The sequence below is a fragment of the Microcystis ichthyoblabe FBCC-A1114 genome (genome assembly GCF_050500245.1).
Taxonomy (GTDB): Bacteria; Cyanobacteriota; Cyanobacteriia; order Cyanobacteriales; family Microcystaceae; genus Microcystis; species Microcystis ichthyoblabe_A.
This window is the reverse complement of the sequence record NZ_CP191408.1, coordinates 4,559,181-4,583,999: the sequence shown is the minus strand read 5'-3', so window position 1 is coordinate 4,583,999 and position 24,819 is coordinate 4,559,181. Positions and strand designations below refer to the sequence as shown.

Annotated in this window: 23 protein-coding genes; 6 read left to right on the top strand and 17 right to left on the bottom strand. The window is 44.3% G+C overall.

Annotated features, from left to right (window positions below; genetic code table 11):
• Positions 1–21 precede the first annotated feature (21 nt).
• The 3 genes from ACQY1Y_RS22340 to ACQY1Y_RS22330 form a co-directional block, all read right to left on the bottom strand.
• The gene (locus tag ACQY1Y_RS22340) at positions 22–531 is read right to left on the bottom strand and encodes a tetratricopeptide repeat protein (protein ID WP_430013588.1); all 510 of its coding nucleotides are present in this window, start codon (positions 529–531) and stop codon (positions 22–24) included.
• Positions 532–555: 24 nt separating this feature from the next.
• Positions 556–1,068: a hypothetical protein gene (locus tag ACQY1Y_RS22335; protein WP_430013587.1), complete on the bottom strand. Its 513-nt coding sequence runs from the start codon at positions 1,066–1,068 to the stop codon at positions 556–558.
• A 222-nt stretch (positions 1,069–1,290) separates the two neighbouring features.
• A complete protein-coding gene (locus ACQY1Y_RS22330) occupies positions 1,291–1,776 on the bottom strand; it encodes an allophycocyanin (protein ID WP_430013586.1) in 486 nt (161 codons plus the stop codon).
• Positions 1,777–2,008: 232 nt separating this feature from the next.
• Between ACQY1Y_RS22330 and ACQY1Y_RS22325 the strand changes: the two genes are divergently transcribed.
• Entirely contained in the window at positions 2,009–2,761 is a 753-nt protein-coding gene (locus ACQY1Y_RS22325) for a slipin family protein (RefSeq protein WP_002745305.1), read from the top strand.
• Positions 2,762–2,973: 212 nt separating this feature from the next.
• On the opposite strand, the gene gorA is transcribed toward ACQY1Y_RS22325, so the two are convergent.
• The 3 genes from gorA to ACQY1Y_RS22310 all read right to left on the bottom strand — a co-directional run bounded on the left by gorA (position 2,974) and on the right by ACQY1Y_RS22310 (position 7,262).
• On the bottom strand, positions 2,974–4,326 hold the full coding sequence (gene gorA, locus ACQY1Y_RS22320) for a glutathione-disulfide reductase (protein ID WP_430013585.1): 1,353 nt from the start codon (positions 4,324–4,326) through the stop codon (positions 2,974–2,976).
• A 290-nt stretch (positions 4,327–4,616) separates the two neighbouring features.
• A complete protein-coding gene (locus ACQY1Y_RS22315) occupies positions 4,617–6,026 on the bottom strand; it encodes an IS4-like element ISMae7 family transposase (protein WP_430014707.1) in 1,410 nt (469 codons plus the stop codon).
• A 453-nt stretch (positions 6,027–6,479) separates the two neighbouring features.
• Positions 6,480–7,262, bottom strand: coding sequence for an aldolase/citrate lyase family protein (locus ACQY1Y_RS22310; protein WP_430013584.1), 783 nt, complete (start codon positions 7,260–7,262; stop codon positions 6,480–6,482).
• Between the two features lie 220 nt (positions 7,263–7,482).
• On the opposite strand from ACQY1Y_RS22310, the gene aspS reads away from it, so the two are divergent.
• Positions 7,483–9,270, top strand: coding sequence for an aspartate--tRNA ligase (aspS, locus tag ACQY1Y_RS22305; protein ID WP_430013583.1), 1,788 nt, complete (start codon positions 7,483–7,485; stop codon positions 9,268–9,270).
• 66 nt (positions 9,271–9,336) lie between these two features.
• Here the strand turns inward: aspS and ACQY1Y_RS22300 are convergent, their stop codons facing one another.
• From ACQY1Y_RS22300 to rpsO, 7 genes are all read right to left on the bottom strand, one after another.
• On the bottom strand, positions 9,337–10,773 hold the full coding sequence (locus ACQY1Y_RS22300) for an SUMF1/EgtB/PvdO family nonheme iron enzyme (protein ID WP_430013582.1): 1,437 nt from the start codon (positions 10,771–10,773) through the stop codon (positions 9,337–9,339).
• Between the two features lie 656 nt (positions 10,774–11,429).
• The gene (locus ACQY1Y_RS22295; RefSeq protein ID WP_430013581.1) at positions 11,430–12,788 is read right to left on the bottom strand and encodes an SUMF1/EgtB/PvdO family nonheme iron enzyme; all 1,359 of its coding nucleotides are present in this window, start codon (positions 12,786–12,788) and stop codon (positions 11,430–11,432) included.
• A 381-nt stretch (positions 12,789–13,169) separates the two neighbouring features.
• On the bottom strand, positions 13,170–13,826 hold the full coding sequence (locus ACQY1Y_RS22290) for a Uma2 family endonuclease (protein ID WP_069475708.1): 657 nt from the start codon (positions 13,824–13,826) through the stop codon (positions 13,170–13,172).
• A gap of 7 nt (positions 13,827–13,833) precedes the next feature.
• A complete protein-coding gene (locus tag ACQY1Y_RS22285) occupies positions 13,834–14,487 on the bottom strand; it encodes a Uma2 family endonuclease (RefSeq protein WP_430013580.1) in 654 nt (217 codons plus the stop codon).
• 65 nt (positions 14,488–14,552) lie between these two features.
• The gene (aroF, locus tag ACQY1Y_RS22280; RefSeq protein WP_002750796.1) at positions 14,553–15,608 is read right to left on the bottom strand and encodes a 3-deoxy-7-phosphoheptulonate synthase; all 1,056 of its coding nucleotides are present in this window, start codon (positions 15,606–15,608) and stop codon (positions 14,553–14,555) included.
• A gap of 58 nt (positions 15,609–15,666) precedes the next feature.
• Entirely contained in the window at positions 15,667–16,131 is a 465-nt protein-coding gene (locus ACQY1Y_RS22275) for a PAM68 family protein (protein WP_002738795.1), read from the bottom strand.
• Between the two features lie 24 nt (positions 16,132–16,155).
• Complete coding sequence (gene rpsO, locus ACQY1Y_RS22270; protein ID WP_002741886.1) at positions 16,156–16,425, bottom strand: 30S ribosomal protein S15; 270 nt, start codon at positions 16,423–16,425, stop codon at positions 16,156–16,158.
• Between the two features lie 194 nt (positions 16,426–16,619).
• Here rpsO and ACQY1Y_RS22265 point away from each other — a divergent pair, with 194 nt between their 5' ends.
• Complete coding sequence (locus ACQY1Y_RS22265) at positions 16,620–16,949, top strand: NAD(P)H-quinone oxidoreductase subunit M (RefSeq protein WP_002738864.1); 330 nt, start codon at positions 16,620–16,622, stop codon at positions 16,947–16,949.
• Between the two features lie 376 nt (positions 16,950–17,325).
• Here the strand turns inward: ACQY1Y_RS22265 and ACQY1Y_RS22260 are convergent, their stop codons facing one another.
• Positions 17,326–18,513 (bottom strand): TRC40/GET3/ArsA family transport-energizing ATPase, encoded by a 1,188-nt coding sequence (locus tag ACQY1Y_RS22260; protein WP_002741890.1) that lies wholly within the window; start codon positions 18,511–18,513, stop codon positions 17,326–17,328.
• A gap of 74 nt (positions 18,514–18,587) precedes the next feature.
• Positions 18,588–19,007 carry an aspartate 1-decarboxylase gene (gene panD / locus ACQY1Y_RS22255; protein WP_002758245.1) on the bottom strand — a complete coding sequence of 140 codons (420 nt, stop codon included), beginning with the start codon at positions 19,005–19,007 and terminating at the stop codon, positions 18,588–18,590.
• 37 nt (positions 19,008–19,044) lie between these two features.
• Here panD and ACQY1Y_RS22250 point away from each other — a divergent pair, with 37 nt between their 5' ends.
• Positions 19,045–19,872 carry a DUF3598 family protein gene (locus ACQY1Y_RS22250; RefSeq protein ID WP_430014706.1) on the top strand — a complete coding sequence of 276 codons (828 nt, stop codon included), beginning with the start codon at positions 19,045–19,047 and terminating at the stop codon, positions 19,870–19,872.
• Positions 19,873–20,171: 299 nt separating this feature from the next.
• On the opposite strand, the gene ACQY1Y_RS22245 is transcribed toward ACQY1Y_RS22250, so the two are convergent.
• Positions 20,172–20,927, bottom strand: coding sequence for a cobalt-precorrin-6A reductase (locus ACQY1Y_RS22245; protein ID WP_430013579.1), 756 nt, complete (start codon positions 20,925–20,927; stop codon positions 20,172–20,174).
• Between the two features lie 210 nt (positions 20,928–21,137).
• On the opposite strand from ACQY1Y_RS22245, the gene ACQY1Y_RS22240 reads away from it, so the two are divergent.
• Both ACQY1Y_RS22240 and ACQY1Y_RS22235 read left to right on the top strand, forming a co-directional pair.
• Positions 21,138–21,812 carry a choice-of-anchor R domain-containing protein gene (locus ACQY1Y_RS22240; RefSeq protein WP_430013578.1) on the top strand — a complete coding sequence of 225 codons (675 nt, stop codon included), beginning with the start codon at positions 21,138–21,140 and terminating at the stop codon, positions 21,810–21,812.
• Between the two features lie 630 nt (positions 21,813–22,442).
• Positions 22,443–23,114 carry a choice-of-anchor R domain-containing protein gene (locus ACQY1Y_RS22235; RefSeq protein WP_430014705.1) on the top strand — a complete coding sequence of 224 codons (672 nt, stop codon included), beginning with the start codon at positions 22,443–22,445 and terminating at the stop codon, positions 23,112–23,114.
• Positions 23,115–23,577: 463 nt separating this feature from the next.
• Here ACQY1Y_RS22235 and ACQY1Y_RS22230 read toward each other — a convergent pair whose 3' ends face one another.
• Complete coding sequence (locus ACQY1Y_RS22230) at positions 23,578–24,528, bottom strand: NAD-dependent epimerase/dehydratase family protein (protein ID WP_430013577.1); 951 nt, start codon at positions 24,526–24,528, stop codon at positions 23,578–23,580.
• Positions 24,529–24,819 lie beyond the last annotated feature (291 nt).

Below are 24,819 nucleotides of genomic sequence, written 5' to 3'. Positions count from 1 at the left end.
GAGCCATTAATTCTTTTTTCATTACTTTTTAGGTTCTGGGGTTTGCTGTTTGGAAGCTGCCGCAATCGCTTGATTTAAACGAGTTAATTCTTCTTTAAACTTCGGTTCTTGGGGATAATTTTTGACTAATTTTTCCAGGAGACTTTTCGCTCCAGAAACGTCTTGAGTTTGTAATCTTGTTCCATAAAGAACCAGCATAACTTCCAGATTGTTGGGATATTTTTGATATAACTTTTCTAAAGGTTCTCTGGCTCCGCTAAAATCTTTTAACTGTAGGCGAGCTTGGGCTAGTCCTTGCAAAGTAGTGGGGTTATCTGGTTCGCGTTCGAGAATTTTCTCGTAACCTTTGACCATTTCTTGTAATTTTTCGGGGGCAATAGTTGCCTCTTGCCCGGGTTGACTGCCTTGGGGGGAATTAGAATTATTATTTTTCCATAAACCTAAAGTTGGCACCACCATTAAAGCCAAAAATACTAAACCAGAGGAAACAATTAAGACTCGTTTGAGGGTATCGTTATTTTTTTTGGGCATACTTTTTCAAGATTAGAGATAAGATTAATCAGTAGTAACTTGATGAAATTCGTGACCCCAAAGATGATAAGCCCAAATTCCCAAGCTAAAACTACCTAAGCAGAGAATGGTGATCGTCAGGAAAACTTGCCACCTATTGTAACCCGCTTCCTGAAGTTCTAGACGACCGAGGATAGCAGCAGCTAACAGAATTAAAGCTCGAGTAAATACCGCCCACTTGTGGAAGATAAAGACTACCGCCAAGGACCAGCCAAGAATTGATAATACAGCGCTAATATCATTTTTAAACCAACTGCGGAAAAATAGCGGCATTAAGTTACTAAACAGAGTTAATCCTAGGGCAATTAAGAGGATAACCGCTACTGCTAGGATATAGATGATGATTTCTAGCCATTCGCTAGTGAGAGTCCAATTCATCTCATCACCACGGGCAAGTAACCAATCACTCCATGATAAACGCTCCTGGGCGATCGACCAGCCAAACAGCCCATAGACCGATGGTATTAGAAAAGTAAGTAGTATAATGCGCCAAAACATAATCAGTTATCAGTTATCAGTTATCAGTTATCAGTTTTGAGTATTAAGTGAGCAGTATGTATTAAGTGAGTCTGATCAAATGCCAGTTTACTACTGTCTTTTCACTGATTACTGCTTACTGATCACTGTTTACTGACCACCGAAAAAAGTCAAGCCTGAACCCTGAAAGAGGGGAGAATTGCCCCTTTTCAGACTTCAGGCCCCTGGGACTGTCCCGATCGCTTAGGACATATACTGGATGATAAAGTCGAAGTAGGGGGCTGCTGCCACGGCATCTTCTTGAGTCAAAAGACCTAAAGCGGCCTCCTTGAGACAACGAATCGCCTCCACCATGCCGGGGATGGGAACATTAAGAGAGTTATACATCTCTTTGACCCCGATCAGGCCAGTTTGTTCGATCGGACCCTTATCTCCGGCTAATACCCCATAGGTAACTAGACGCAGATACCAACCATAATCGCGCAAGCATTGATTATATTGACGCTGACCGTAGGCATTACCCCCCGGCGCTCTATAATCGGGACGTTTCTTGAACAGTTGTTTTTGAGCCTGATCGACGATTTTTTTCTCATTTTCAGCGAGAGTCTCGGCAATGCGAATTCTCTGCTCGCCAGTTTTTAAAAATTGCCCGATACCCTGTAGTTCACCACTACTAGGATAACGAAGTTCGTCGTCGGCTTTGAGGATGACTTGGCTAACTACGCTCATAATATCAAGGTAAATTCTGATAACATTCTGTAGTTTATCTCAGGTCGGGGTCTGGAAGTCGAGTCATCCCTGCTGGGTGGGCAATTCCTAAAAATTGTAATATTTCGTTATGAGTTTCCCCGACAGCCCGGTTACTCTCTAGAATGAATGTATTAGTGGTCAGGAGCGAGGAGATGGCAATTGAGATGTCACCGCACACTGATTAACTTGAACCCGATAAGTGGTAATTAATATGGAATTTCTGGCACCCTTGCTGTTGATAGCGGGCATTCTGGGGTTAAATGGCTTTAAAATTGATCGAGAATACCAGCGTGGTGTTATCTTTCGCCTAGGTCGTTATCAAGACACCAAAGGCCCCGGACTGTACTGGATCATTCCCCTAGTTGACCAAAAAATGCAGCTGGACATTCGCACCAAAACCGTCGATATCGCCCCGCAAGAAACTGTCACCGCCGATAATGTCACAATTAAGGTTAATGCGGTTCTCTACTATCGCATTATCGATCCTAGCAAAGCGATTAATAAAGTCGAATCCTATCCCGCGGCCGTTTATCAAGCGGCCATGACCACTTTAAGAAATGTCGTCGGTCAAAATCATCTCGATGATGTCTTGCAAAAACGAGACAAAATTAATCAAGCGGTTCAACAAATTGTCGATGAAATTAGCGAACCTTGGGGCATCGATATCGAACGGGTGGAGATGAAAGATGTGGAAATTCCCACTGGTATGCAGCGAGCTATGGCCAAGGAAGCGGAAGCATTGCGAGAAAAACGGGCCCGTTTGATTAAAGCTGCCGCAGAACAGGAAGCTTCGCTAAAATTAGCGGAAGCTTCCCGATTAATCATGGAAAATCCCGCCGCTTTGGAATTACGCCGCCTACAAATGTTAACGGAAATTGGAGCGGAAAATAACACCAGTACCGTGATTATGCTTCCCTCCGATATATTAAATCTCGCTCAAAAATTAACTGAAAAAAAATCATAAAATGGCTCAGTTGTCAATAGCCAAAAAGGTTAATTTTCTCCAGTGTGTTAGGTTGGTTTAAGTAAGTGGTTATAATTAAATTGAAGATAGATTTTGTTTTTGATCCCCCCTGCCCCCCTTGATAAGGGGGGTGCCGATAGGCGGGGGGATCCCCCCTTATTCCCCCCTTGATAAGGGGGGTGTCTGATAATTTTTAACGCCTACCTACTTAATTAACGCATGGTGACAAATTCCTCGGCAGCACTGGGATGAATGCCGACAGTGGCATCAAAATCGGCTTTTGTCGCCCCCATTTTTACGGCAATGGCTACTCCTTGAATAATTTCGGCTGCGTGATCTCCCACCATGTGCGCCCCAAGGATTTTACCACTTTCCTGATGGACAACTAATTTCATCAAAGTTTTGTCCTCTCGGCCTGGTAAAACATTGTAACCAGGGCGGAATTTAGACCGATAAACTTTAATTACCGTGTCACCATATTGTTTTTTTGCTTGCAATTCTGTTAATCCCACCGTCGCCGCTTCAGGAGTAGAAAATACTGCCGAAGGAACGTTTTCATAACTCATTAACCGGGGTTTATTACCAAAGACTGTATCGGCAAAAGCTCGCCCCTCATTAATCGCCACGGGAGTTAAATTAATTTTATCGGTACAATCGCCCACGGCATAGATATTATCTTCACTGGTTTGGCTATACTCGTTGACGACAATTGCCCCTTTTTTTACCTCGACATTGACATTCTCTAAGCCCAATTTTTCCAGCTTAGGAATTCTTCCCGTAGCGGCTAAACCTAGGGCATCAACAAAGAGCATTTCTGAGGTTTCTTTACCCTGAATATGTACTTTTAAACCCTCAGCAGTTTTCTCGATCGAAGTGGGGAAAGTTTCGGGCATAATTTTAATTCCCTGACGGATCATTTCTGCTTGAATCTCATCGCGGATATCCTCATCAAACCCTCTTAAAATCTTGTCTTTACGGATTAACTGCACCACTTCCGTCCCTAATCCGTGCATAATACCAGCAAATTCTACCCCAATATATCCCGCCCCTAAAACTATAATTCTTTTCGGTTGTTCTGGCAGTTGAAACATGGCATCAGAAACTACCGTATGTTCGATCCCTGGAATATCGGGTTTAACCGGATGTCCCCCCACGGCAATTAAAATTTTATCGGCAGTAATTTTCTCCTCTCCCACCTCTAGGGTATGGCTATCAAGAAACTTGGCATAATTAGGAAAAATCGTCACTTGAGAATTATCGAGCATCTTTTGATAAATGCCATTTAAACGGATAGTTTCCTGATTAAGCGCGCTAATTAATTTTTGCCAATTTAACTGACTCTCTACCGGACTCCAACCGTAACCTTCCGCATCCTTAAATAGTTGCGGAAAACGACTAGAATAAACCATTAATTTTTTAGGAATACAACCGCGATTAACACAGGTTCCTCCCAAGCGATCATATTCTGCTAATCCCACTTTTGCCCCGTATTCGGCTGCCCGTCTAGCGGTGGCAATACCCCCAGAACCACCACCAATCACGAATAAATCAAAATCATAACTCATAAAAATATCCTCGCGAATGTATAGAAATTTGACGGAATCAAAAAACTTTCTGGGCAAAAAGGGGAGCGAATATCTCGGATCAATCCCTAACTGAATCTATCGAGTAACTAGCACAATATAGTCACTAATGCTGCTAAATTAGAGCCAATTTATTTACTAAGTAGCTGGTTATAATTAAATTGAAGATAGATTTTGTCTTTGATCCCCCCTGCCCCCCTTATTAAGCTATCCATTAGTCACATCTTTCTTAACATAAAATTTGACAAAAAGAGAAAAGTGTGCAAGATGGCTCAAGGGGGTTCTATGGGGGGACTAATTTGATGAGATAGTTTCCAAGTCTGGCTGATATCATGTAACCTTCGCAGTCCCAACCAAATAGTTTTAACACCTGGTTCACCGTCACCTTTTCTACCTAAAAACCCCCCAAGAGAAGCAATCATTCTGACCGCTTCTCGAAAGGAGGGCGGCTTTTCAGGTGGCGGACTCTTTTTATGAATAGTGGCACACAAAGATTGCCATTCATGTTCTTCCAAAAAACTTTCACAACTCTCCTCTCCGTGTAAGCGTGCTTGATAGGTTAACCAGAGTAATCTCCAAGCTACAATTGAATAGGTAGCTAAGGCCATCTCAATTCTACGACCCGTTTCTAATTGCAGTTTTTCTAATCCACAACCACTTTTTAAAACAAAATGATAGCGTTCTATTAACCAGCGATAACTATACCAGCGCACACAGGTTATCGCTGATTCAAAGCTACTAATGTCTAGGCTAGTTAAGAGGAGCCAACTGATAGGATTAACTCCAGGACGCGGATTTTCTTCTTCAGCTAAAATTACCTGTAATTTGACCGGTTGACGAGGGTTCGCTTTCGAGTGATGCTTAGGTACTTGTATTTCAAAACTGGCAAATCTAACTGTTAGTTTAGCTAGTCTAGCCTCGTGATTAGGATTGCGTTTTACTTGCACATCTAGGCTACCACAGGCTTTTATTTCTCTGATGGATTGATGTAAATATTTAGGTTCTGGATGCCCTGACCTTTGCTTGTCTTCGAGATAGTTAACTTTTCGGTTATGAGTTCCTCGGATTAATAAATGAGAGTTAGGACTTCTTGATTGGGCAAATAAATCAAATATGTCTGCCTCACAATCTCCGATTGTTACTACTTGAATTTCTTCGGGTGTTTGTTGTTGTGTTTCTGACAAAGAATCTAACCATCTTTGACTTTCTTTTTCTTCGGTTTCTCTTTTTTTGCGTTGCTTGGCAATCCCTAAATTCTTTTCTTCTCTTGCCCAGACATATTGATTAATCAGTCCTAAAGCTATTCCTTGCGGTGACACTCCTAAGGTGGTATGAACTTTGAGACCAAAGGATTTTTTATAATCTAGATAACCCATTCCTTTTTTGGCTTTTTGCGTCGTAAAGTCTAAACTTGTTGTGTCTTGCACTGCCAAAACTATTGGATGTTCTTTGATTCTTTCTACTGTACTTTTGGCTTGGGCGGCAATTATATCTGAGGGGTGAAAATAGGGGGAATTCCAAAAGTCGTAGGTGGCACTCGCTGCGGCTAGATTTCCCGAAGCTTGTGGCACACTTGTACTAGGTTGGCTGGCCAAGTTTTCTACGATACTGATTAACCTTTTCTTTCTTCTGGTGTCCCCTAGGTCTGCATACTGTAATTCTTGGGCTGCCCATTTCTCCATTTTTTTGCTTACCTCCACCTTAATTCCTTCTTTCAAAACTATACCTATCAATCGTTTCCCCTTTTTTTAAGTTTCTTCTCTTTTTGTTAAGAAAGATCTGACTAATGGATAGATCAAGGGGGGCAGGGGGGATCCCCCCGCCTATCGGCACCCCCCTTATCAAGGGGTGCAGGGGGGATCAGAGGCAAAATCTATCTTCAATTTAATTATAACTACTTACTTAACAGAAGTTATTCATAATAAGTGGCTTTCTTGGCTCTTCTAGTTTCTGTGTGGAAACGAGGTCTATACTGATGGTTTCTTCGGCAAAACAGCCATAAAAGTCTTGCCCGATAAGCATTTCACAATTCCATAAGCAAAAATTATTACACAAAGTCGAGAAGAGCCAATGAATCCACATCCGTATAACTTTGCTGCCTAGGTTTTGAGCGGTCGATCGAAGGACGAATATCTTTAACCAAAAAGTAAATTATGGAGGATTGCTAAACGCTGGTCATCTTCACGAACAATAGCACCATAATAATTTTTTTTATTCTCTAGCCAGAGTAATTCAAACTCGATCGCCTTTTGGAAAGCTAAACTAAAATTATCCAAAGCTTGGGGACAATCAAAGATAACTTTGCGCGTCTCGAAGCGGTCAAAATGTCCTTGGCAGAACATTTTGAAAAACGGTAAAGAATCTAGTGACACCCCACCCCCAATGGCAACAGTCAAACCGGCGGCCTTAGCTTTTTTTGCCAAAGGTAAAGCCAGATCCAAAACTTGCTCGCTATTCACATCCCGGCGAGTTAATCCCAAAGAACAGGCTAAATCCATCCGTCCGATGACGATACCATGGAGAGATTTTATCTCTGGAATCGCCAACATTTCCTGAAAATTATCACAGGCAGTAATCGTTTCGATATTAACTAATAACTCCACATCTTCCACCCCTTGATCAGCTAAAATCCTCCTAGCTGCCCGCAGATATTTTTGTAAAGCGTAGGCTGTTTCTACCATGGGAGCAATCAAGCGATCAACTCCTAAATTAACCGCATCAAAGATATCTCTGATCGCTTCGCAACCGGCGATTTTCAGATTAAAATCCACCCCCGCTTTCAGACTAATTTCTTTCAACCGCATCGCTTCCGTCAGTCGGGTTCCTTCCGTCTCGAATTCCGCTTTTACCCCTGAAACATGGTGATCTTCCCTGAGTTCTCTTAACAGTTGCACCATTTTTTTTTCTAAGCAATTCATGTTTTTAATCGTTCAAAATTGGTAACTGCTAGAGGAGCCTTGTTGATTATAGCCCATCTGCGAAAAGCCGATAGCTGAGGACTAGAAGACCATAAAAATACCCTAAACAAGGGGACAAGAGCGACAAAATACCGGCATAATGAACAAGGCCGTCTGATTTTTTTCTGGCCACATCCTTTCTATACTACATTCGTAATATAAGTAATTCTCTAGTTAGACTATGCGAACTCACTACTGTGGCGACCTTAGCGCGATCGAAATTGAAAAAAGTGTCACCCTCTTCGGTTGGGTCGATCGCCGTCGCGATCACGGTGGCGTTATTTTTATTGATCTGCGGGATCGCAGTGGTATTGTCCAGATCGTCAGTGATCCCCAACGAACCCCCGCTTCCTACCCCATCGCTGAAACCGTCAGAAACGAGTATGTTATCAAGGTGACGGGAACAGTCAGTCAAAGGCCGCCCGAATCCCTTAACCCGCGCATTGCCACCGGAGAAATCGAAATTTACGCCACTAGCATCGAGATTCTCAACGGGGTTACTAAACAACTGCCTTTTGTCGTCTCCAGTTCCGAAAGTGAATCGGTCCGGGAAGATGTGCGCTTGCGATACCGCTATCTAGATCTACGCCGGGAGCGTATGAGTCAGAATTTACAACTACGTCACCAAGTTGTCAAGGAAATGCGCCGTTTTCTCGAAGATGAACAGCATTTTATCGAAGTGGAAACGCCAATTTTAACTCGATCGACTCCCGAAGGAGCGCGGGATTATCTGGTTCCTTCCCGTGTCAACCCCGGCCAATGGTACGCTTTACCCCAATCACCGCAACTATTTAAGCAATTATTAATGGTGTCGGGAATGGATCGCTACTATCAAATCGCCCGCTGTTTCCGCGATGAAGATCTGCGCGCTGATCGTCAACCGGAATTTACTCAGTTGGATATGGAGATGAGTTTTCTCTCCTTACCTGAGATTTTAGCCCTCAATGAGGCTTTAATCGCTCATATCTTCAAAAAAGTCAAAAATATCGATATAAGCCTGCCCCTGCCCCGTTTAACCTATGCTGAGGCTATGGATCGCTATGGGGTCGATCGCCCTGATACCCGTTTTGGCTTGGAATTGGTCAATGTGGCGGAGATTTTTGCCGATTCGGGATTTAAGGTGTTTTCAGGTGCGATCGCTAGTGGGGGAACGGTGAAAGTTTTACCGATTCCCAACGGTAACGAGGCGATTTCTAACGTCAGAATCAAACCGGGTGGGGATTTATTCAAAGAAGCCACCGATGCGGGTGCGAAGGGAATTGCCTACATCCGCGTGCGCGAAGACTACGATTTTGATACCATTGGTGCGATTAAAGATAACCTGACAGAGGCACAAAAACAGGCTTTAATCGAGAAGACTGGCGCAAAACCGGGGCATCTGCTCTTATTTGGGGCAGGAGATACCGATACAGTCAATAAATCCCTATCCCGCCTACGCTTAGTTTTAGGGGAACAATTGGGATTAATTGATCCCGATAAAATCAACCTCCTCTGGGTGACGGATTTCCCGATGTTTGAATACAACCCCGAGGAAAAACGCCTAGAAGCATTGCATCACCCCTTTACTGCCCCTAATCCCGAAGATTTAGACGATCTAGCCCAGGCTCGCGCCCTAGCCTACGATATGATTTTTAATGGTATTGAAATCGGTGGCGGCAGTTTGCGGATTTATCAACGGGAAGTACAGGAAAAAGTCTTCGCCACCATCGGTCTATCCCCAGAGGAAGCCTATAATAAATTCGGCTTTTTGTTAGAAGCTTTTGAATACGGAACCCCTCCCCACGGTGGCATCGCCTACGGTTTAGATCGCTTGGTGATGTTGTTAGCAGGAGAAGAATCGATTCGCGATGTGATTGCTTTCCCGAAAACCCAGCAAGCTAGTTGTTTACTCACTTCTGCACCTTCAACAGTGGCAGCGAAGCAATTAAAGGAATTATCCGTTGCTTCTACCTACAAACCGCCATCCTAAGATTAGGGTGGGCATTGCCCACCTAATTTTTGCAAGTCTGTTGACACTAAGTTAAATTCTTTTCTGCTACAAAGTCCTCCCAGCACCGCACACCACCCGAAAACCGTAGCCGTTGTTGCTGTAGCCGCGGCGGAAGTCGTTGAAGCGGTAAGCGGAACGGCAGAGAAATGGAAAGTAGTACCAAGAACCGCCCCGCGGAGGAGAACGATTATCATCCCCATTTTCTATCCAAGCACTGCCATCCGTCGGCGCACCGTCATAGTTATCGTGCCAAGTATCGGCGCACCATTCCCAGACATTGCCGTGCATATCGTACAGTCCAAAGGCGTTGGGAGGAAATTGTCCCACGGCAGTCGTTTCTTTTCGATATTCTCCCTTCACTTCCTCGGCGTAGGTTTCGCTGGACCTGTAGTTGGCCAATTCCCCGGTAATGGTTTCCCCAAAGTAAAACGGGGTGGTGGTTCCAGCACGACAAGCGTACTCCCATTCTGCTTCACTGGGTAGTCGGTATTCCCGAACCGTTAGTTTCGATAATCTCGCACAGAACTCGATCGCATCGTACCAGTTGACTTGTTCCACGGGACGGCGATCGCTATCGGAACGGTCTTTAAAACAGGCTGGGTTGAAATCAAGGTCTTGTTTAACCTTTAAATCCGTGCGAGAGGCGATCGCTTTCCACTGGGCCTGGGTGATGGGATACTTGCCCATGAAGAAGGGTTTAATCGTTACTTCATGTTGTGGTCTTTCCCGTCTATATCCTTCCCAGTTAAATTTGTTCACCAGTCTTTCGATTTCCTCGCCTTCCGTTCCCATCAGGAAAGTTCCCCCCGGTATGGCAACCATTTCTAGGGTGGTGATGCCGTAGCCCAAATCTTCGCTGAAATATTGGGACTGTTTCGACTCTTTTTTAATTAGCTCACCCTTCGCATTTGCTCGCACGATCTCAAAGTTAAATACTGATAACGGTGGCGTGACGATTACGGTCTTTTTTGGTTCTTCTGGAACGATTACCGGTTGTTTTGGTTCTTCTGGAACGATTACGGGTTTTTTTGGCTCTTCCGGTTCAAGCTTGAATTGATAGGTAATTGCTCTTTCTAGTTGCTCAAATCCGTCTTCTTCCCAATAATCAAGCCAGTGGAGGTCTCGCAGGTTCAAGCCATACTCCTCCTGTCGCAGGTCGGGGATATCGCATTCATCCAATCTCAGCGGAATGAGGTAGATTGAATTCGGCGGTCTGTCAGCATATTGATTGAGGGCCATTTTAAATTCCCGCTGCACGAATCCTTGTTTAGCAATCGAGCGTTGGGAGAGACAAGCGATGAACAGTTGACTATTTGCGATCGCCTTGGGGATGACTGAACGCCAGTTCTGGCCTGGAATCAGGTCTTTTTTATCCAACCAAGGTTTATATCCCGCTTGCTTAAGGCGCTCATGCAGTGCCAAAACTGCTGGTTTGTCCTCACTAGCGTGAGCTAGGAAAATTTGGATCTCTGACTTTTTCATAACTTTTTCTTATGACCACAAGTAGGGGAGAGCCAGATTAACTGGCAGAAAATCTCTAAATAGGGCTTGCTGAAAAAGTACGGGCGAAGCATTCGGATAGAAAATCTCCAGTTTCACCGATAGGTTATTGCCCGAATGCTTCGCCCCTACAGGACGCAGGCCGATGAAGACGCAAGGTTTTGAAGGACGATTCTCTCAAAATCTGGCACCTGTTTCAAGAGAAGAGCCACAAAACCCTTACCTTGCCTACATTTCACATTTATTCAGCCAACCCTAAATAAACCATTTAATTGATTATTACTCATTCTTAATTCTCCTGTCTCGGAGTCTCCTAACGACCGGCTCCACCAACAAACTTTTTCAGCAAACCCTAGTTAATTATTTTTAGCTAGTTGACTAACAACCCATGCTCTTAAATTCTTTTCTGCCCTCACTTAATCCTCTTTAGCAGTGGCTAAAAATTCCTAGAGTTTAGTTTTCGGAACTAGGGGAAAAGTGCAGGGTAAGCGCATCTTAACAATCCTTGACAATTGTTAAGCAAAAATCGACCAAATGGGTCGAGTTCGCCCCTACAAAATCGACCCGCCTAAGGGCGGGAAAGAAAAGAAAAAAGAAAAAATAGGGAATGAGGGTAAAAGGGGAAAAAGGAAAAAGGGTTAGAGAGTCCTCCCAGCACCGCACACCACCCGAAAACCGTAATTGTTGATGCGGTTGACGCGGCGGAAGTAGTAGTCGTAGCGAATCGCGGAACGGCAGTAAGTAGGATTGTAGCCCCAGGAACCGCCCCGCAGAGGAGAACGATTATCATTACCATTTTCTATCCAGACACTGCCATCCGTCGGCGCACCGTCATAGTTATCGTGCCAAGTATCGGCGCACCACTCCCGGACATTGCCGTGCATATCGTACAGTCCAAAGGCGTTTGGGGGAAATTGTCCCACGCGAGTTGTTTCGTTTCGATATTCTCCGTTCAGTTCATCGGCGTAGGTATTACTGGCATTGTAGTTAGCCAATTCCCCCGTAATGGTTTCCCCAAAGTAAAACGGGGTGGTGGTTCCAGCACGACAAGCGTATTCCCATTCCGCTTCACTCGGTAGTCGGTATTCCCGAACCGTTAGTTTTGATAATCTCGCACAGAATTCGATCGCATCGTACCAGTTGACTTGTTCCACGGGACGGCGATCGCTATCGGGACGGTCTTTAAAATAGGCTGGCTTGAAATCAAGGTCTTGTTTAACTTTTAAATCCGTGCGAGAGGCGATCGCTTTCCACTGGGCCTGGGTGATGGGGTATTTACCCATAAAGAAGGGTGGGACAGTTACTTCATGTTGTGGTCTTTCCCTTCTAAATCCTTCCCAATTAAATTTTTTAACCAGTCTTTCGATTTCCTCATCTTCTGTTCCCATCAGGAAAGTTCCCCCCGGTATGGCAACCATTTCTAGGGTGATGCCTTTGCCCAGATCTTCCCTGAAATATTGGGACTGTTTCGACTCTTTGTTAATTTGCTCACCCTTAGCATTTACTCGCACGATCTCAAAGTTAAATATTGATAAGGGTTGTTTTAGCTCTTCTGGTTCAAGCTTGAACTGATAGCCAATTGCTCTTTCTAGTTGCTCAAATCCGTCTTCTTCCCAATAATCAAGCCGGTGAATATCTCGCAGATTCAAGCCAACTTCTGCAAGTCGCAGATCAGGAATTTCGCATTCTTCTAACCTCATGGGAATAAAAAAAATTGTCCCCGGTAGCATCTCTCCCAAGGTATCAAGTGCAATCCTCAACTCCCGTTGGATGTATCCCTGCTTATTAGCCGATTTCCCTGACAGACAGGCGAGAAAAATCTGACTAGCTTTAATCGCTTTCGGAATTTCATCTCGCCAAATTTGACCCGGAATCAGGTCTTTTTCATCCAACCAAGGTTTATATCCCGCTTGCTTAAGGCGCTCATGCAGTGCCAAAACTGCTGGTTTGTCCTCACTAGCGTGAGCTAGGAAAATTTGAATCTCTGACTTTTTCATAACTTTTTCTTATGACCACAAGTAGGGGAGAGCCAGATTAACTGGCAGAAAATCTCTAAATAGGGCTTGCTGAAAAAGTACGGGCGAAGCATTCGGATAGAAAATCTCCAGTTTCACCGATAGGTTATTGCCCGAATGCTTCGCCCCTACAGGACGCAGGCCGATGAAGACGCAAGGTTTTGAAGGACGATTCTCTCAAAATCTGGCACCTGTTTCAAGAGAAGAGCCACAAAACCCTTACCTTGCCTACATTTCACATTTATTCAGCCAACCCTAAATAAACCATTTAATTGATTATTACTCATTCTTAATTCTCCTGTCTCCTGTCTCCTGACGACCGGCTCCTAACCCCACCAACAAACTTTTTGCCGCAAACCCTAGTTAATTATTTTTAGCTAGTTGACTGACAACCCATGCTCTTAAATTCTTTTCTGCTTTAACTTCATCCTCTTGAGCAGTGGCTAAAAATTCATAGAGTTTAGTTTTCGGAACTAGGGGAAAAGTGGGACTAAATTCTCCTTCCTGATAAACCCCCTTTTCTAACCGATAAATGCGCCAGATTTGTCCATTAAAACGCCATAATTCCGGCACTCCCAAACGGGCATAAAGTGCTAATTTATTAATATCCGTGTGGGTTATATCCACTTCCACCACTAAATCTGGGGGCGGATCTTCAGTTAAATTAATCCTTTTTCCTAGCACTTTAGCTTGATTTTGAATATAGTAAGCATTGTCAGGTTCTGCCCCCCGTTCTAAATCTTCCCTAGCTAGAGTTGTGGAACCCAGACTTTTAATTTTTAAACCCAATTCTACCACCAAAATCCGAATAAATAATCCGATTAATTCTCGGTAAAACTCGTGTTCTTCTAGGGGCATAGTAATCTCTAAAGTACCACGATCATAAAATAAATGGGCGCGATTATTTTCCCCTATTGCCTGTAAAATTTGCTGATAGGATAACCAACTGAGATGATTAAAAACTACCCGTTTTTCGCCCCTAATTTGCTCAGTATTTAACTCCAGAGGAACTGTCACCATAATTACCTCAACTTTCAGCTAGTTGACTAACAACCCATGCTCTTAAATTCTTTTCTGCCCTGACTTCATCCTCTTGAGCAGTGGCTAAAAATTCATAGAGTTTAGTTTTCGGAACTAGGGGAAAAGTGGGACTAAATTCTTCTTCCTGATAACCTTCCTTTTCTAACCGATAAATGCGCCAGATTTGTCCATTAAAACGCCATAATTCCGGCACTCCCAAACGGGCATAAAGTGCTAATTTATTAATATCCGTGTGGGTTATATCCACTTCCACCACTAAATCTGGGGGCGGATCTTCAGTTAAATTAATTCTTTTTCCTAGCACTTTAGCTTGATTTTGAATATAGTAAGCATTATCGGGTTCTGCCCCTTGTTCTAAATCTTCCCTAGCTAGAGTTGTGGAACCCAGACTTTTAATTTTTAAACCCAATTCGGACACTAAAAAATAGATAAAACGTCCAATTAATTCTCGATAAAACTCGTGTTCTTCTAGGGGCATAGTAATCTCTAAAGTGCCACGATCATAAAATAAATGGGCGCGATTATTTTCCCCTAGGGCCTGTAAAATTTGCCGATAGGATAACCAACTGAGATGATTAAAAACTACCCGTTTTTCGCCCCTAATTTGCTCAGTATTTAACTCCAGAGGAACTGTCACCATAACTGCCCCGAAAAGCGAAATTTATGCCCAAAAAAGGGGGTTGATTCACCCCCTGACCATCTTAATTAAACCAGTGCCGGAACCTGGGGCCAACGCCCGATCGTCTTACCAATGACCGCTAACTCCTGAGTTAATCGATCGAATCGGTCGGGGGTCAAGGATTGCGGCCCATCAGATAGGGCCTTCGCTGGGTTAGGATGCACCTCGATCATCAAGGAATCAGCCCCAGCTGCCAGGGAAGCCATGGCCATGGTCGGGACATATTCCCATTTACCCGTACCGTGGCTAGGATCGATCATGATCGGCAGGTGGGTTAAAGTTCTTAAAACGGGAATACAGGATAAATCTAGGGTATTGCGAGTATATTTACTGTCAAAGGTGCGGATACCGCGTTCGCAGAGAATGACATTGCTATTTCCTGCCGCGAGGATATATTCTGCCGCCATCAACCAATCTTCAATAGTGGCCGCCATGCCGCGCTTGAGTAGGACTGGTTTCGGTTGCGCCCCAACTTTTTTCAGGAGGGAAAAATTCTGCATATTGCGGGCCCCCACCTGCACCACATCGGCTATTTCGACAATCTTATCGAGATCCGCCGCGTCCATTACTTCCGTGATAATACCCAAACCACTGGCATCTCTAGCCGCCGCTAGTAATTCTAAAGCGCTTTCCCCGTGACCTTGGAAAGCATAGGGAGAAGTGCGGGGTTTGTAGGCACCACCCCGGAGGAATTGCGCTCCGGCTGCTGCCACTCGTTTGGCAGTTTCCACGATCATCGCCTCATTTTCCACCGAACAGGGGCCGGCGACAATGCTAACGGTATGATTTCTGCCGATGGGGATAACACCGTTAGGAGTGGGGACTAAAACCTCGCTGTATTCCCCGTGACGGTATTCTAAAGAGGCGCGTTTGAAGGGTTGTTCGACTCGCAGGACGGTTTCGATCCAAGGGCTTAATTCTTGGATTTGTAGGGGGTCTAATTCCCTGGTTTCTCCGACTAAACCGATGACAACTTTATGCTTACCGACGATTTTTTCGGGACTTAATCCCCATGCCTCGAATTCGGCACTGACGCGCTCGATTTCAATTTCCGGGGAACCAACTTTCATGACAATAATCATGGCATTAACCCTTTATTTTTTCCTTTAATCTCTATTGTTGACGATTTCTAGAGGTTATCTATTTTTCTTCCACTTCTTTTTTGCCGGACCGCCAAGCAGCGATCGTTCTGCCAAAATTAGCTTGAAATTCTTGCCATCCTAGCCAATCCCCCACCCGATCCTCGTCCCAAGAAGCGGAGAAGATGCCATAACTCAGACCGATAAAACCTAGACCAAATAGGCTTAAACTGACGAGCATGGCGACGTAGGAAGGGATTTCGAGAAGATTGTGGCTAATAATCCAGTAGAAGCCAAAAAAGGAAGTTATCCCCAATACTGTCGGAATGCCACAAAATACCGCCATCCGTTTGGCCATCCGTTGACTGACCGCTTGCGGAATTGCCTTTAAGCTGGTTTCCTCGGAGCGATTCTTTATCGGCGGTGGCACGGGACTAGGGGCAATTTTCGGGGTTTTTCGCTTATTTTGGCGCGGCTCAAAGGGAAGACGCTCTTTTTTCTCCGTCGATTTCGATTCAGAGGCCATGGTAGGGATGCAAGGGGGGTAAGCTTAACGGCGAATTCCGAGACGACCGATCAGGGTTTGATAACGTTGTTGATCTTTCTTCTGAATATAGGTTAACAGTCCCCGACGACGACCGATCATCTGGAGTAATCCCCGGCGGGAAGCGTGGTCTTTCGGGTTAGCTTTCAGGTGTTCGGTCAGTTGGTTGATTCTCTCGGTTAAGAAAGCTACCTGTAACTCCGATGATCCTGTATCGGTTTCGTGGGACTGATATTGGCTGATTAGTTCTTGTTTTTTGGTCTGGGTTAAGGCCATAGGACTCGTGATCTCTGCTTAAACACTGCAATCTATTATAGTATCACGTTTCTGGTCGATCCGTAAACATTGTTCGGGAGATAGGGTGATGAGACAGCTTCCCAATCTCCCCAATTCCCCAATTCCCCATTTCCCCATTGCCGCAAATCATGGCAAAATCTTAGACATAGCGTCTAACTTACCCTGAAGATTCCATGCTGTTAAAATCCACGACCCGTCATATTCGCATTTATACGGCTGAAGTAAAAAATAATCAATTAATCGAGAGTAACAATGTTTTGACTCTTGATGTGGATCCCGATAATGAATTTAATTGGGAAGAAGTGGCTCTCAATAAGGTTTATAGTAAGTTTGATGAATTGGTAGAGTCCTACAATGGGGAAGAACTGAGCGAATATAATCTCCGTCGCATCGGTTCAGATCTGGAACATTTTATCCGTTCTCTCCTGCAAAAAGGCGAAATCAGCTATAATCTCAATGCCAGAGTCCAGAACTATAGTATGGGTTTACCAAAATTAGGGTGAACGATCCCGCGTCAGTCCCCACCCAGACACCTAGGCAGGTGGGGAATTTGCATCGCTACAAAGAGGAATTTCACGAATTGGGGTGAGGGAACAATGGCTCTTCTAGGTTCTGTGTGATAAGTTTAACTTACATTATGATCGATCTTTGTGTCCTTTGTGTCTTTGTGGTTCGTTCCACCCCCGCGCTAGGGGGAATATATCTTAGAGTACATTTTACCCACCAAATCCAAGAGATAAGTGGTCGTGCAAAATTAATTTCCTAGTCGAGACGGTTGAGGGGAGACAGCTATCAGAGATCGGATTTGAGTTTTCAGTTCGCTGTTCACTGTTTACTGATCACTGAAAACCTCCCCACTTCCCACCCAATCTAGGGGAATTACACTTTTACCACGTTGCTAAAAGAGATTTTCAGGTAATCATCTTCCATTTTTGCTCCGGAAGGTTTCAGGGCTGCCAAAGCTTGGGGTAAAACTAAATTACGACGGTGATTACCAATGCGAATATTTAACTCGTCTCCAGTTTTATTTAGTTGTATCTGTTCCTTGGGTATGCCGGGTAAATATAACTCCAAACTGTAATTATTTTCCTGTTGAACTACCCGAATGGTGTTTTCTTGGTAATAAACCTTAGTCGGATCTTCCCCAGCAAAAAGAGTTTCTTTCAGTCTTTCTAAAGCGGGTAAACCACACATTTCTTCGGAGTAGAGAGGAACTTCCTTAACCGGTAAGGGATGAAAATTATCGTAAATTTCCTGTTTATAACCCTGTTGATTTTCTTTCCAACGAGCAAAGAAAGGATCGGTTACTTTGTCGGGAATAATCCGATTAGCAATAATTAAATCGGTAGAAACATTATAGAGACTTAGATAGGCATGGGCGCGTAAAGACTCCTTAATCACCATTTTTTCGGGGTTTGTCACCAAACGTACCGAGGTTTGAGTATTATCGGTCAAAACCTTTTCCAAAGCCTCAATCTGCTCATAAAACTCGTAGGGAGCGTCCATAACTTCCTTGTCCGGTAGGGAAAAACCGGCGATCGGTCGAAAAAAAGGTTCCACCAGTGGTCGCAATGCCACCGACATTCCCTGTAAAGGTTTGTAAAATCTTCTCATGTACCAACCGCCCACCTCTGGCAAACTCAGCAATCGTAAAGCTGTCCCCGTGGGTGCGGAATCGATAATCAACACATCATAAGTACCCTCATCGTAGTGGCGTTTCATGCGAACTAAGCCGAAAATCTCATCCATTCCAGGTAAAATCGCTAATTCTTCCGCTTGCACTCCATCTAAACCCCTAGCTTGCAATACCTGAGTAATGTAACGTTTTACTGCGCCCCAGTTGCCTTCTAACTCCATTAGTGCATCTAATTCTGCTCCCCAAAGATGGGGACGTACCAAACGAGGATCGTGACCTAATTCGAGATCGAAACTGTCAGCGAGAGAGTGAGCGGGATCGGTGCTGAGAACTAGGGTTTTATAGCCAAGTTCGGCGCAGCGGAGTCCTGTAGCGGCGGCGACGGAGGTTTTACCCACGCCTCCTTTACCGGTCATGAGAATTACACGCATGGGGGCTGATTCTAAGAAAGTTTACATTACTTATTCTTATTATGACGGGAAAGTTAACAAATTGAGGACAAGAATCAGCATTCTTGGCTATAAAATTCAACTCCTTGACCATCACCCCGGGGAATTAGGCTCTGTTCAAAAAATTGCTGACAGCGATTTTCGGCATCAGCGACGAGAACTTTGGCAAAATGACCGTTTTCGAGAACTTCTTGCCTCGGACGTTGTTCGTAGGCATAGATAATCAAAATATCTCCGGGTTGACAGAGCAGCGCCGCACCACCGTTGGGGCAAATTTCCCCGGTTTGGCCGGGAAAAACGTAGGTGGAAAAGCGCTTACCATTGCTAAGATTGACCACATCCACCTCTTCAAGGGGCAAAATACCGACCCGCTCAATCAATTCTCGATCGATAGTGATACTGCCGACATAATCGACGTTAGCCTCGCTGACGCGCACTCGATGGAGTTTGGCGTGCATTAATCGAATTGTTCCCATGTATTTTTTCCTATTTCCCCCAATTACCTCAATTATTATGCTCTCCCAGTGGGAATGTTTACTAAAAAATCTCGGTCAATGGCAAGGTTCTTTTACTCGTCTGTCTCCCCAAGGCGACTTGATCGAAGATACCCCGACTTTGGTATCTTTGCAAGGCATTAATAATAATCGATCGATTCGTCAATTGGTTCGCCGTCTCTACAGCGATCGAGAGCCGGAAGATTTAATTTTAGAGTATAGTTCTCTGCATCAGGGTATTCTATTTAGCCAGACGGGAGCTTTTTGTCAAGGTTCTCTATATTTTAGTAGTTTTTCCTCACCATTCGGAGCAGAATTTGGCTTAATCTCTGGGGAAAGACGATTAAGAATCGTACAGTTATTTAATGAACGCTGTGAGTTCGATCGCTTGACTTTAATTCGGGAAAAATTAGTTGATTCTCAGTCACCAGAAAGACCGATGTTAACGGTGGAGCAATTACTGGGTCAATGGCGAGGACAAGCAGTGACAACGGGACGGGATTTTTATAATTCTGCTGCCTATTCTACCCATATCTCGATCGAGCGTCAGGGGGATAATTATCTCTCGCAAACTTTGACTTTTGGTGATCATCAAATCACTTCTAGCGCTCGTATTGAGGGACAAAGATTGTTGTTTGAAAATAGTCAGCTGCCGGTGCAAATTCTGATGCTGCCCGATGGAGCTTCCTGTAATACACCTCTGAAAATTACTGCTGGTCATCCTTTTGTTTTAGAGGTGGGTTGGTTACTTTCTCCTACTCAAAGACAGCGCCTAATTCGTTCTTATGATCAGAAGGGAGAATGGACGGGTATTACTCTGGTGACGGAGGAAAAAGAAAACTATTAGACTATTATATGTTATACTATAGCAGTTTTCATTAGCATGAGCCATAGGCAAGGGGCTTAAACCCTTTGTTGGCAAAACTTGTCGATACCTCAGTGATGTGAAAAGTGCTATATTAAGTTCCAGTCTATTATAAGTACCTAAGCAAAATTAATTACACATTTCGATAAAACTTTTGCCTATTGCCTATTGCATGAGTGCCTATCCTAACCAAGAAATCAATTTTGCACGACTACTTACTAATATACTAGCCCCCTACTCCTCACCTAAGGGAAGATTTTTGATTTTTGCAAGAGGTCTCATCAAGAGAGCCGTCTTTTTTCTAACCATGCTAGGACACTTTGAACATCCGCCACTTTTTCTCCTTCAGGTACAGGTGGACGTTGTACCATGACCACGGTTATTCCCAACTCTCTAGCGGCGATAATTTTGGCGTAAGTGGCATCACCGCCGCTATTTTTGCTCACGATCACCCCAATCTTATATTCTTGTAAAAGAGAGCGCTCTGACTGTAAGGAAAAAGGCCCCCGTTCCAATAATAATTTTCCAATCGGTACGATGGCATCTGGTTCCGGAGGGTCAATCATCCGCATCAAAAACCAGATATTGTTTAAATGTGCATAACTTGCCAGTTCTTGCCGACCAATAGTGAGAAATATCCTCGGTGCTAACTCTGGTAAAATATTCGCCGCCGCTTGATTGTTTTCTACTTCAATCCAATTATCTCCAGATACTTTTTCCCAAGCTGGACGACTTAACATTAATCGAGGAATACCACAATCCGAGGCGGCTTGAGCGGCATTAAAGGAAATTTGCGCGGCAAAGGGATGGGTAGCATCAATTAAACAATCAATGCCTTCTTGCCGCAGATAATTGGCTAACCCAGTGGCACCACCAAACCCCCCCCGACGAGAAGGAGTTGTGAGAGTAATCGGTTCTCTCGTGCGACCGGCAAAGGAAGCGATGGCATCTATACCCGGAATTGCCGCAATTTTAGCCGCTAATACCGCCGCTTCCCCTGTTCCCCCTAAAATCAGCACTCTTTTATTTTTAGTCATCTAGCAATCGCCAAAAGGTTAACTAATTTTCCATCTTCCTACCTTCCCTTGCAAAGGAAAGAGATTTTGGGGGTTAGGTCACTCTACTTTTTCCCAAAAACGAGGAATCTGTGCTAAGTTACCACAAAGTTTATTTTCCGAGCAGATGCTCAGAAGATAGACCATCAATCAAGGCCAATTTCACCCTTTTTGTCTTTAGGAGTTCCAAAAATGACTAAAAATCAGCAAATTCTGGCAAAAATCGGGGGAGGTAGCCTTGCTCTCCTTCTTTCTTTGGGCTTAGGGCAACAAGCTTATGCTGTCACCCTCGTTGAGAACTTAAGTCAATCAAATTCAGACACAGGAGGTATAACCTTTGACTACTTGTGGCAAGGATCAAGCTTTACCACTGGCAGTAGCAGTTATAACCTTAATTCTGCTACTCTTTTGTTCCAAGAATTCAGCGCCAGTACCGACTTGTTTGTTCGTCTCTATAGCGACAACAGTGGACAACCTGGCACTGTGATAACGAATTTTACTAACCCTACTCCCATTACTACCACTCTCACCAATAACACCTTTACCTTGGCTACTCCGCAAGCATTAGCCGCTAATACCACTTACTGGTTAGTCAGTGGTACAACTGGTGGAGGGGAGTATTATTGGGGTTATACTAAATCTTTCAATCAAACAGGACTACCCGGTTGGACGATTGGTGATGGTTACGTTTTCAGTTCAGATCAATCAGCATCTTGGGACACTGATCCTACGGGTGGGCCTTACCAATTTAGCCTTGAGGGAACAGAGAACGCTCCACCCACTAGCGTCCCCGAACCGGGTTCCGTGGTTGCCTTGTTAGGATTGGGAGGATTAGGGTTAGCTTCTAGCCTGAAGAAACGGAAATAGGAACAGTAGGGTGGGGGCGACTCGATTCTCTTGTCTCGTGCCAAGGTTCCATCTGGCAATGGGAAAAAGGAGTGTCTCCCTCCCTTACCTGATAGGTTATATATGTAGGGTTTGCTGAATAAAGCTAAAAACCTTGTTGGGTAAGACTTTTAGACTTTTTGAAATCAAAAAGTACCGGATATGGGAGTGATCGGGGGGAAATTTAGGCACTTTTTCCCTGAAAATTAGGTAATTGACCGCATGAAAATGGGTAAAACCCCACACCCCACACCCCACACCCCACACCCCACACCCTGCCCCCACCAACAAACTTTTTGCCGCAAACCCTACTTAAGTAGTCATGCAAAATAAATTTCCTAGTGAAGACAGGCAAGAGGCAATAGGCAAGAGGCAAAAGCTTTATCGAAATGTGTAATTAATTTTGCTTAGGTACTTATCATCTACCTATCTTAAAAACTTGACATTTCTACACTAAATTCTATATTCTGCGGACGAGGCCGTACAACCTAGCGAGTTAATCTGTGCTAAGTTACTACAAACCTTTTTTCCGAGCAGATGCTCAGAAGATAGATCATCAATCAAGAACAATTTCAACCTTTTTGTCTTTAGGACTTCCAAAAATGACCCAAAATCAGCAAATTCTGGCAAAAATCGGGGGGGGGTAGCCTTGCTCTCCTTCTTTCCCTAAGTTTAGGACAACAAGCTTCTGCTGTCACCCTCGTTGAGAACTTAAGTCAATCAAATAGTTTTTTTGAGACTGTATCATTTTTCCAGTGGACAGGAAAAAGCTTTACAACTGGCAGTGGCAGTTATAACCTTAATTCTGCTACTCTTTTGTTCCAACAAATCAGCAGCGCCAGTCCCAACTTGTTTCTTCGTCTCTATAGCGACAACAGTGGACAACCTGGTACTGTGATAACGAATTTTACTAACCCTGCTTCCATTACTACCACTCTCGCCAATAACACCTTTACCCTGACTACTCCGCAAGCATTAGCCGCTAATACCACTTACTGGTTAGTCAGTGGTATTTCTTCACTTACTGGATTGGGGTATTTATGGGGTGTTGCTAACTCTAACAATCAAACAGGACTCCCTGGTTGGACGATTGATGATGGTTTCGTTGCCAGTTCCGATCAATCAGCATCTTGGATTATTCTTCCTACGGGTGGCCCTTTACAATTTAGCCTTGAGGGAACAGAGAACGCTCCTCCCACTAGCGTCCCTGAACCGGGTTCCGTGGTTGCCTTGTTAGGATTGGGAGGATTAGGGTTAGCTTCTAGCCTGAAGAAACGGAAATAGGAACAGTAGGGTGGGGGCGACTCGATTCTCTTGTCTCGTGCCAAGGTTCCACCTGACAATAGGAAAAGTCAGCGTCTCCCTCCCTTCCCCGATAGGTTACACAAGAGCTAGAACCTCTGGAAACGAGGTAATCGAGAAAAAGTCTTTCTCTACTGCTCACCACAAGGGAGAGAGCCAAGAATTGAAAAAAATGGTTTCTAAGTAGCTGGACACAATTAATTACATAAGTGGCTGGTTATAATTAAATTGAAGATAGATTTTGGGTTCGATCCCCCCTGCCCCCCTTGATAAGGGGGGTGCCGGTAGGCGGGGGGATATGATAGTTTTTGAGTAGAAAAGGGATTTCTCGGAGAAACCCCTTTTCTGTGCGTTACTCAGACAATAACCTCGCGCACTGGGAAGCGGAACCCTGAAACCATTTTTTAGCAAGGCTTCCACTGATATTCAGCCAACCCTAATTAACTTAACAATATAATCCCTGAATCCACTGCCATTCTTGGGTTAATCCTTCGGCTAAAGAGACTTGGGGGTTATAACCTAGAATAGTACGCGCTTTGGTGACATCGGCGGCGGTGTGACGGGCATCTCCCCGGGCCAATCCTTGATGCAGTCGCTCGATCGGTTTACCGATGACTTTTTCCATGGTATCCAAGACATCCAGTAAAACCACGCGACTGCCACCACCAATATTAAACACCTCACCCACCGCTTCCGGCACGACGGCAGCGGCTAAATTAGCGGCTACAGCATCGCTAATGAAGGTAAAATCGCGGGTTTGTTTGCCATCCCCGTAGATGCCGATTGGTTTACCAGCGATCGCTGCTTGAAAAAACTTATGGAAAGCCATATCGGGACGTTGCCGCGGTCCATAAACGGTGAAATAACGCAAGGCAGTGACGGGAACGTTAAAATTCTGGTGATATAGCCAACAGAGTCTTTCTGCCGCTAATTTGGTGATGCCGTAGGGTGAAACTGGTTGGGGACAAAGGGTTTCCGGAGTCGGCATCGTTTCCGCATTGCCATACACCGAGGAAGTGGAAGCAAAAACCATCCGTTGTAAAGAAGGGGTTTCCTTAGCGGCCTCAAGGATAATTTGAGTAGCATTTATATTCCTTTCGGTATATTGACGAAATCCATCACCCCAGCTTGCTCTGACTCCTGCTTGGGCTGCCTGATGGAATAATACTTCTACTCCTTGCAACAGTTGTCTCCAGTCGAGGGATTGTATATCCGCTTCAATTAACTTAAATTCGGGATATTTTGCTAGAATATGGGCATTTTGGCGCTTTAAACTGGGGTCGTAATAATCGTTAAATTGATCGATACCGATCACCTGATCTCCTTGTTCTAAAAGCTTTTCTGCCAAGCTAGAACCTATAAAACCCGCGACACCAGTAACAATATGAGTAGCCATTTAATCCTAGTCGTTGATATTTTGTATCGATTGTAATCATTTTTGTTCTTTTTACCGCAATTAATTTCCGCCGTCCGCTGTCAGCTTTTAGGGATCAAAATCGATAGATTAGATCTCTTGCAAAAATCAAAAATCTTTCTTTAGGTGAGGAGTCACGAGCCAGTAGTCATACTAAATCCGTTGAGTACAGGCTAGTTATGAGGAGAGGCAAAAGGCAAAGGGGAATAAATAATCAGTTTTTAATAACTGGATTTAGTATCAGTAGTCAGGAGAATTAAGAATGATCATTAA

Excerpts from the sequence above, each read along its gene's own strand:
- ACQY1Y_RS22340 (WP_430013588.1), bottom strand. The coding sequence starts at position 531 with ATGCCCAAAAAAAATAACGATACCCTCAAACGAGTCTTAATTGTTTCC.
- ACQY1Y_RS22335 (WP_430013587.1), bottom strand. The coding sequence starts at position 1,068 with ATGTTTTGGCGCATTATACTACTTACTTTTCTAATACCATCGGTCTAT.
- ACQY1Y_RS22330 (WP_430013586.1), bottom strand. The coding sequence starts at position 1,776 with ATGAGCGTAGTTAGCCAAGTCATCCTCAAAGCCGACGACGAACTTCGT.
- ACQY1Y_RS22325 (WP_002745305.1), top strand. The coding sequence starts at position 2,009 with ATGGAATTTCTGGCACCCTTGCTGTTGATAGCGGGCATTCTGGGGTTA.
- gorA (WP_430013585.1), bottom strand. The coding sequence starts at position 4,326 with ATGAGTTATGATTTTGATTTATTCGTGATTGGTGGTGGTTCTGGGGGT.
- ACQY1Y_RS22315 (WP_430014707.1), bottom strand. The coding sequence starts at position 6,026 with ATGGAGAAATGGGCAGCCCAAGAATTACAGTATGCAGACCTAGGGGAC.
- ACQY1Y_RS22310 (WP_430013584.1), bottom strand. The coding sequence starts at position 7,262 with ATGAATTGCTTAGAAAAAAAAATGGTGCAACTGTTAAGAGAACTCAGG.
- aspS (WP_430013583.1), top strand. The coding sequence starts at position 7,483 with ATGCGAACTCACTACTGTGGCGACCTTAGCGCGATCGAAATTGAAAAA.
- ACQY1Y_RS22300 (WP_430013582.1), bottom strand. The coding sequence starts at position 10,773 with ATGAAAAAGTCAGAGATCCAAATTTTCCTAGCTCACGCTAGTGAGGAC.
- ACQY1Y_RS22295 (WP_430013581.1), bottom strand. The coding sequence starts at position 12,788 with ATGAAAAAGTCAGAGATTCAAATTTTCCTAGCTCACGCTAGTGAGGAC.
- ACQY1Y_RS22290 (WP_069475708.1), bottom strand. The coding sequence starts at position 13,826 with ATGGTGACAGTTCCTCTGGAGTTAAATACTGAGCAAATTAGGGGCGAA.
- ACQY1Y_RS22285 (WP_430013580.1), bottom strand. The coding sequence starts at position 14,487 with ATGGTGACAGTTCCTCTGGAGTTAAATACTGAGCAAATTAGGGGCGAA.
- aroF (WP_002750796.1), bottom strand. The coding sequence starts at position 15,608 with ATGATTATTGTCATGAAAGTTGGTTCCCCGGAAATTGAAATCGAGCGC.
- ACQY1Y_RS22275 (WP_002738795.1), bottom strand. The coding sequence starts at position 16,131 with ATGGCCTCTGAATCGAAATCGACGGAGAAAAAAGAGCGTCTTCCCTTT.
- rpsO (WP_002741886.1), bottom strand. The coding sequence starts at position 16,425 with ATGGCCTTAACCCAGACCAAAAAACAAGAACTAATCAGCCAATATCAG.
- ACQY1Y_RS22265 (WP_002738864.1), top strand. The coding sequence starts at position 16,620 with ATGCTGTTAAAATCCACGACCCGTCATATTCGCATTTATACGGCTGAA.
- ACQY1Y_RS22260 (WP_002741890.1), bottom strand. The coding sequence starts at position 18,513 with ATGCGTGTAATTCTCATGACCGGTAAAGGAGGCGTGGGTAAAACCTCC.
- panD (WP_002758245.1), bottom strand. The coding sequence starts at position 19,007 with ATGGGAACAATTCGATTAATGCACGCCAAACTCCATCGAGTGCGCGTC.
- ACQY1Y_RS22250 (WP_430014706.1), top strand. The coding sequence starts at position 19,045 with ATGCTCTCCCAGTGGGAATGTTTACTAAAAAATCTCGGTCAATGGCAA.
- ACQY1Y_RS22245 (WP_430013579.1), bottom strand. The coding sequence starts at position 20,927 with ATGACTAAAAATAAAAGAGTGCTGATTTTAGGGGGAACAGGGGAAGCG.
- ACQY1Y_RS22240 (WP_430013578.1), top strand. The coding sequence starts at position 21,138 with ATGACTAAAAATCAGCAAATTCTGGCAAAAATCGGGGGAGGTAGCCTT.
- ACQY1Y_RS22230 (WP_430013577.1), bottom strand. The coding sequence starts at position 24,528 with ATGGCTACTCATATTGTTACTGGTGTCGCGGGTTTTATAGGTTCTAGC.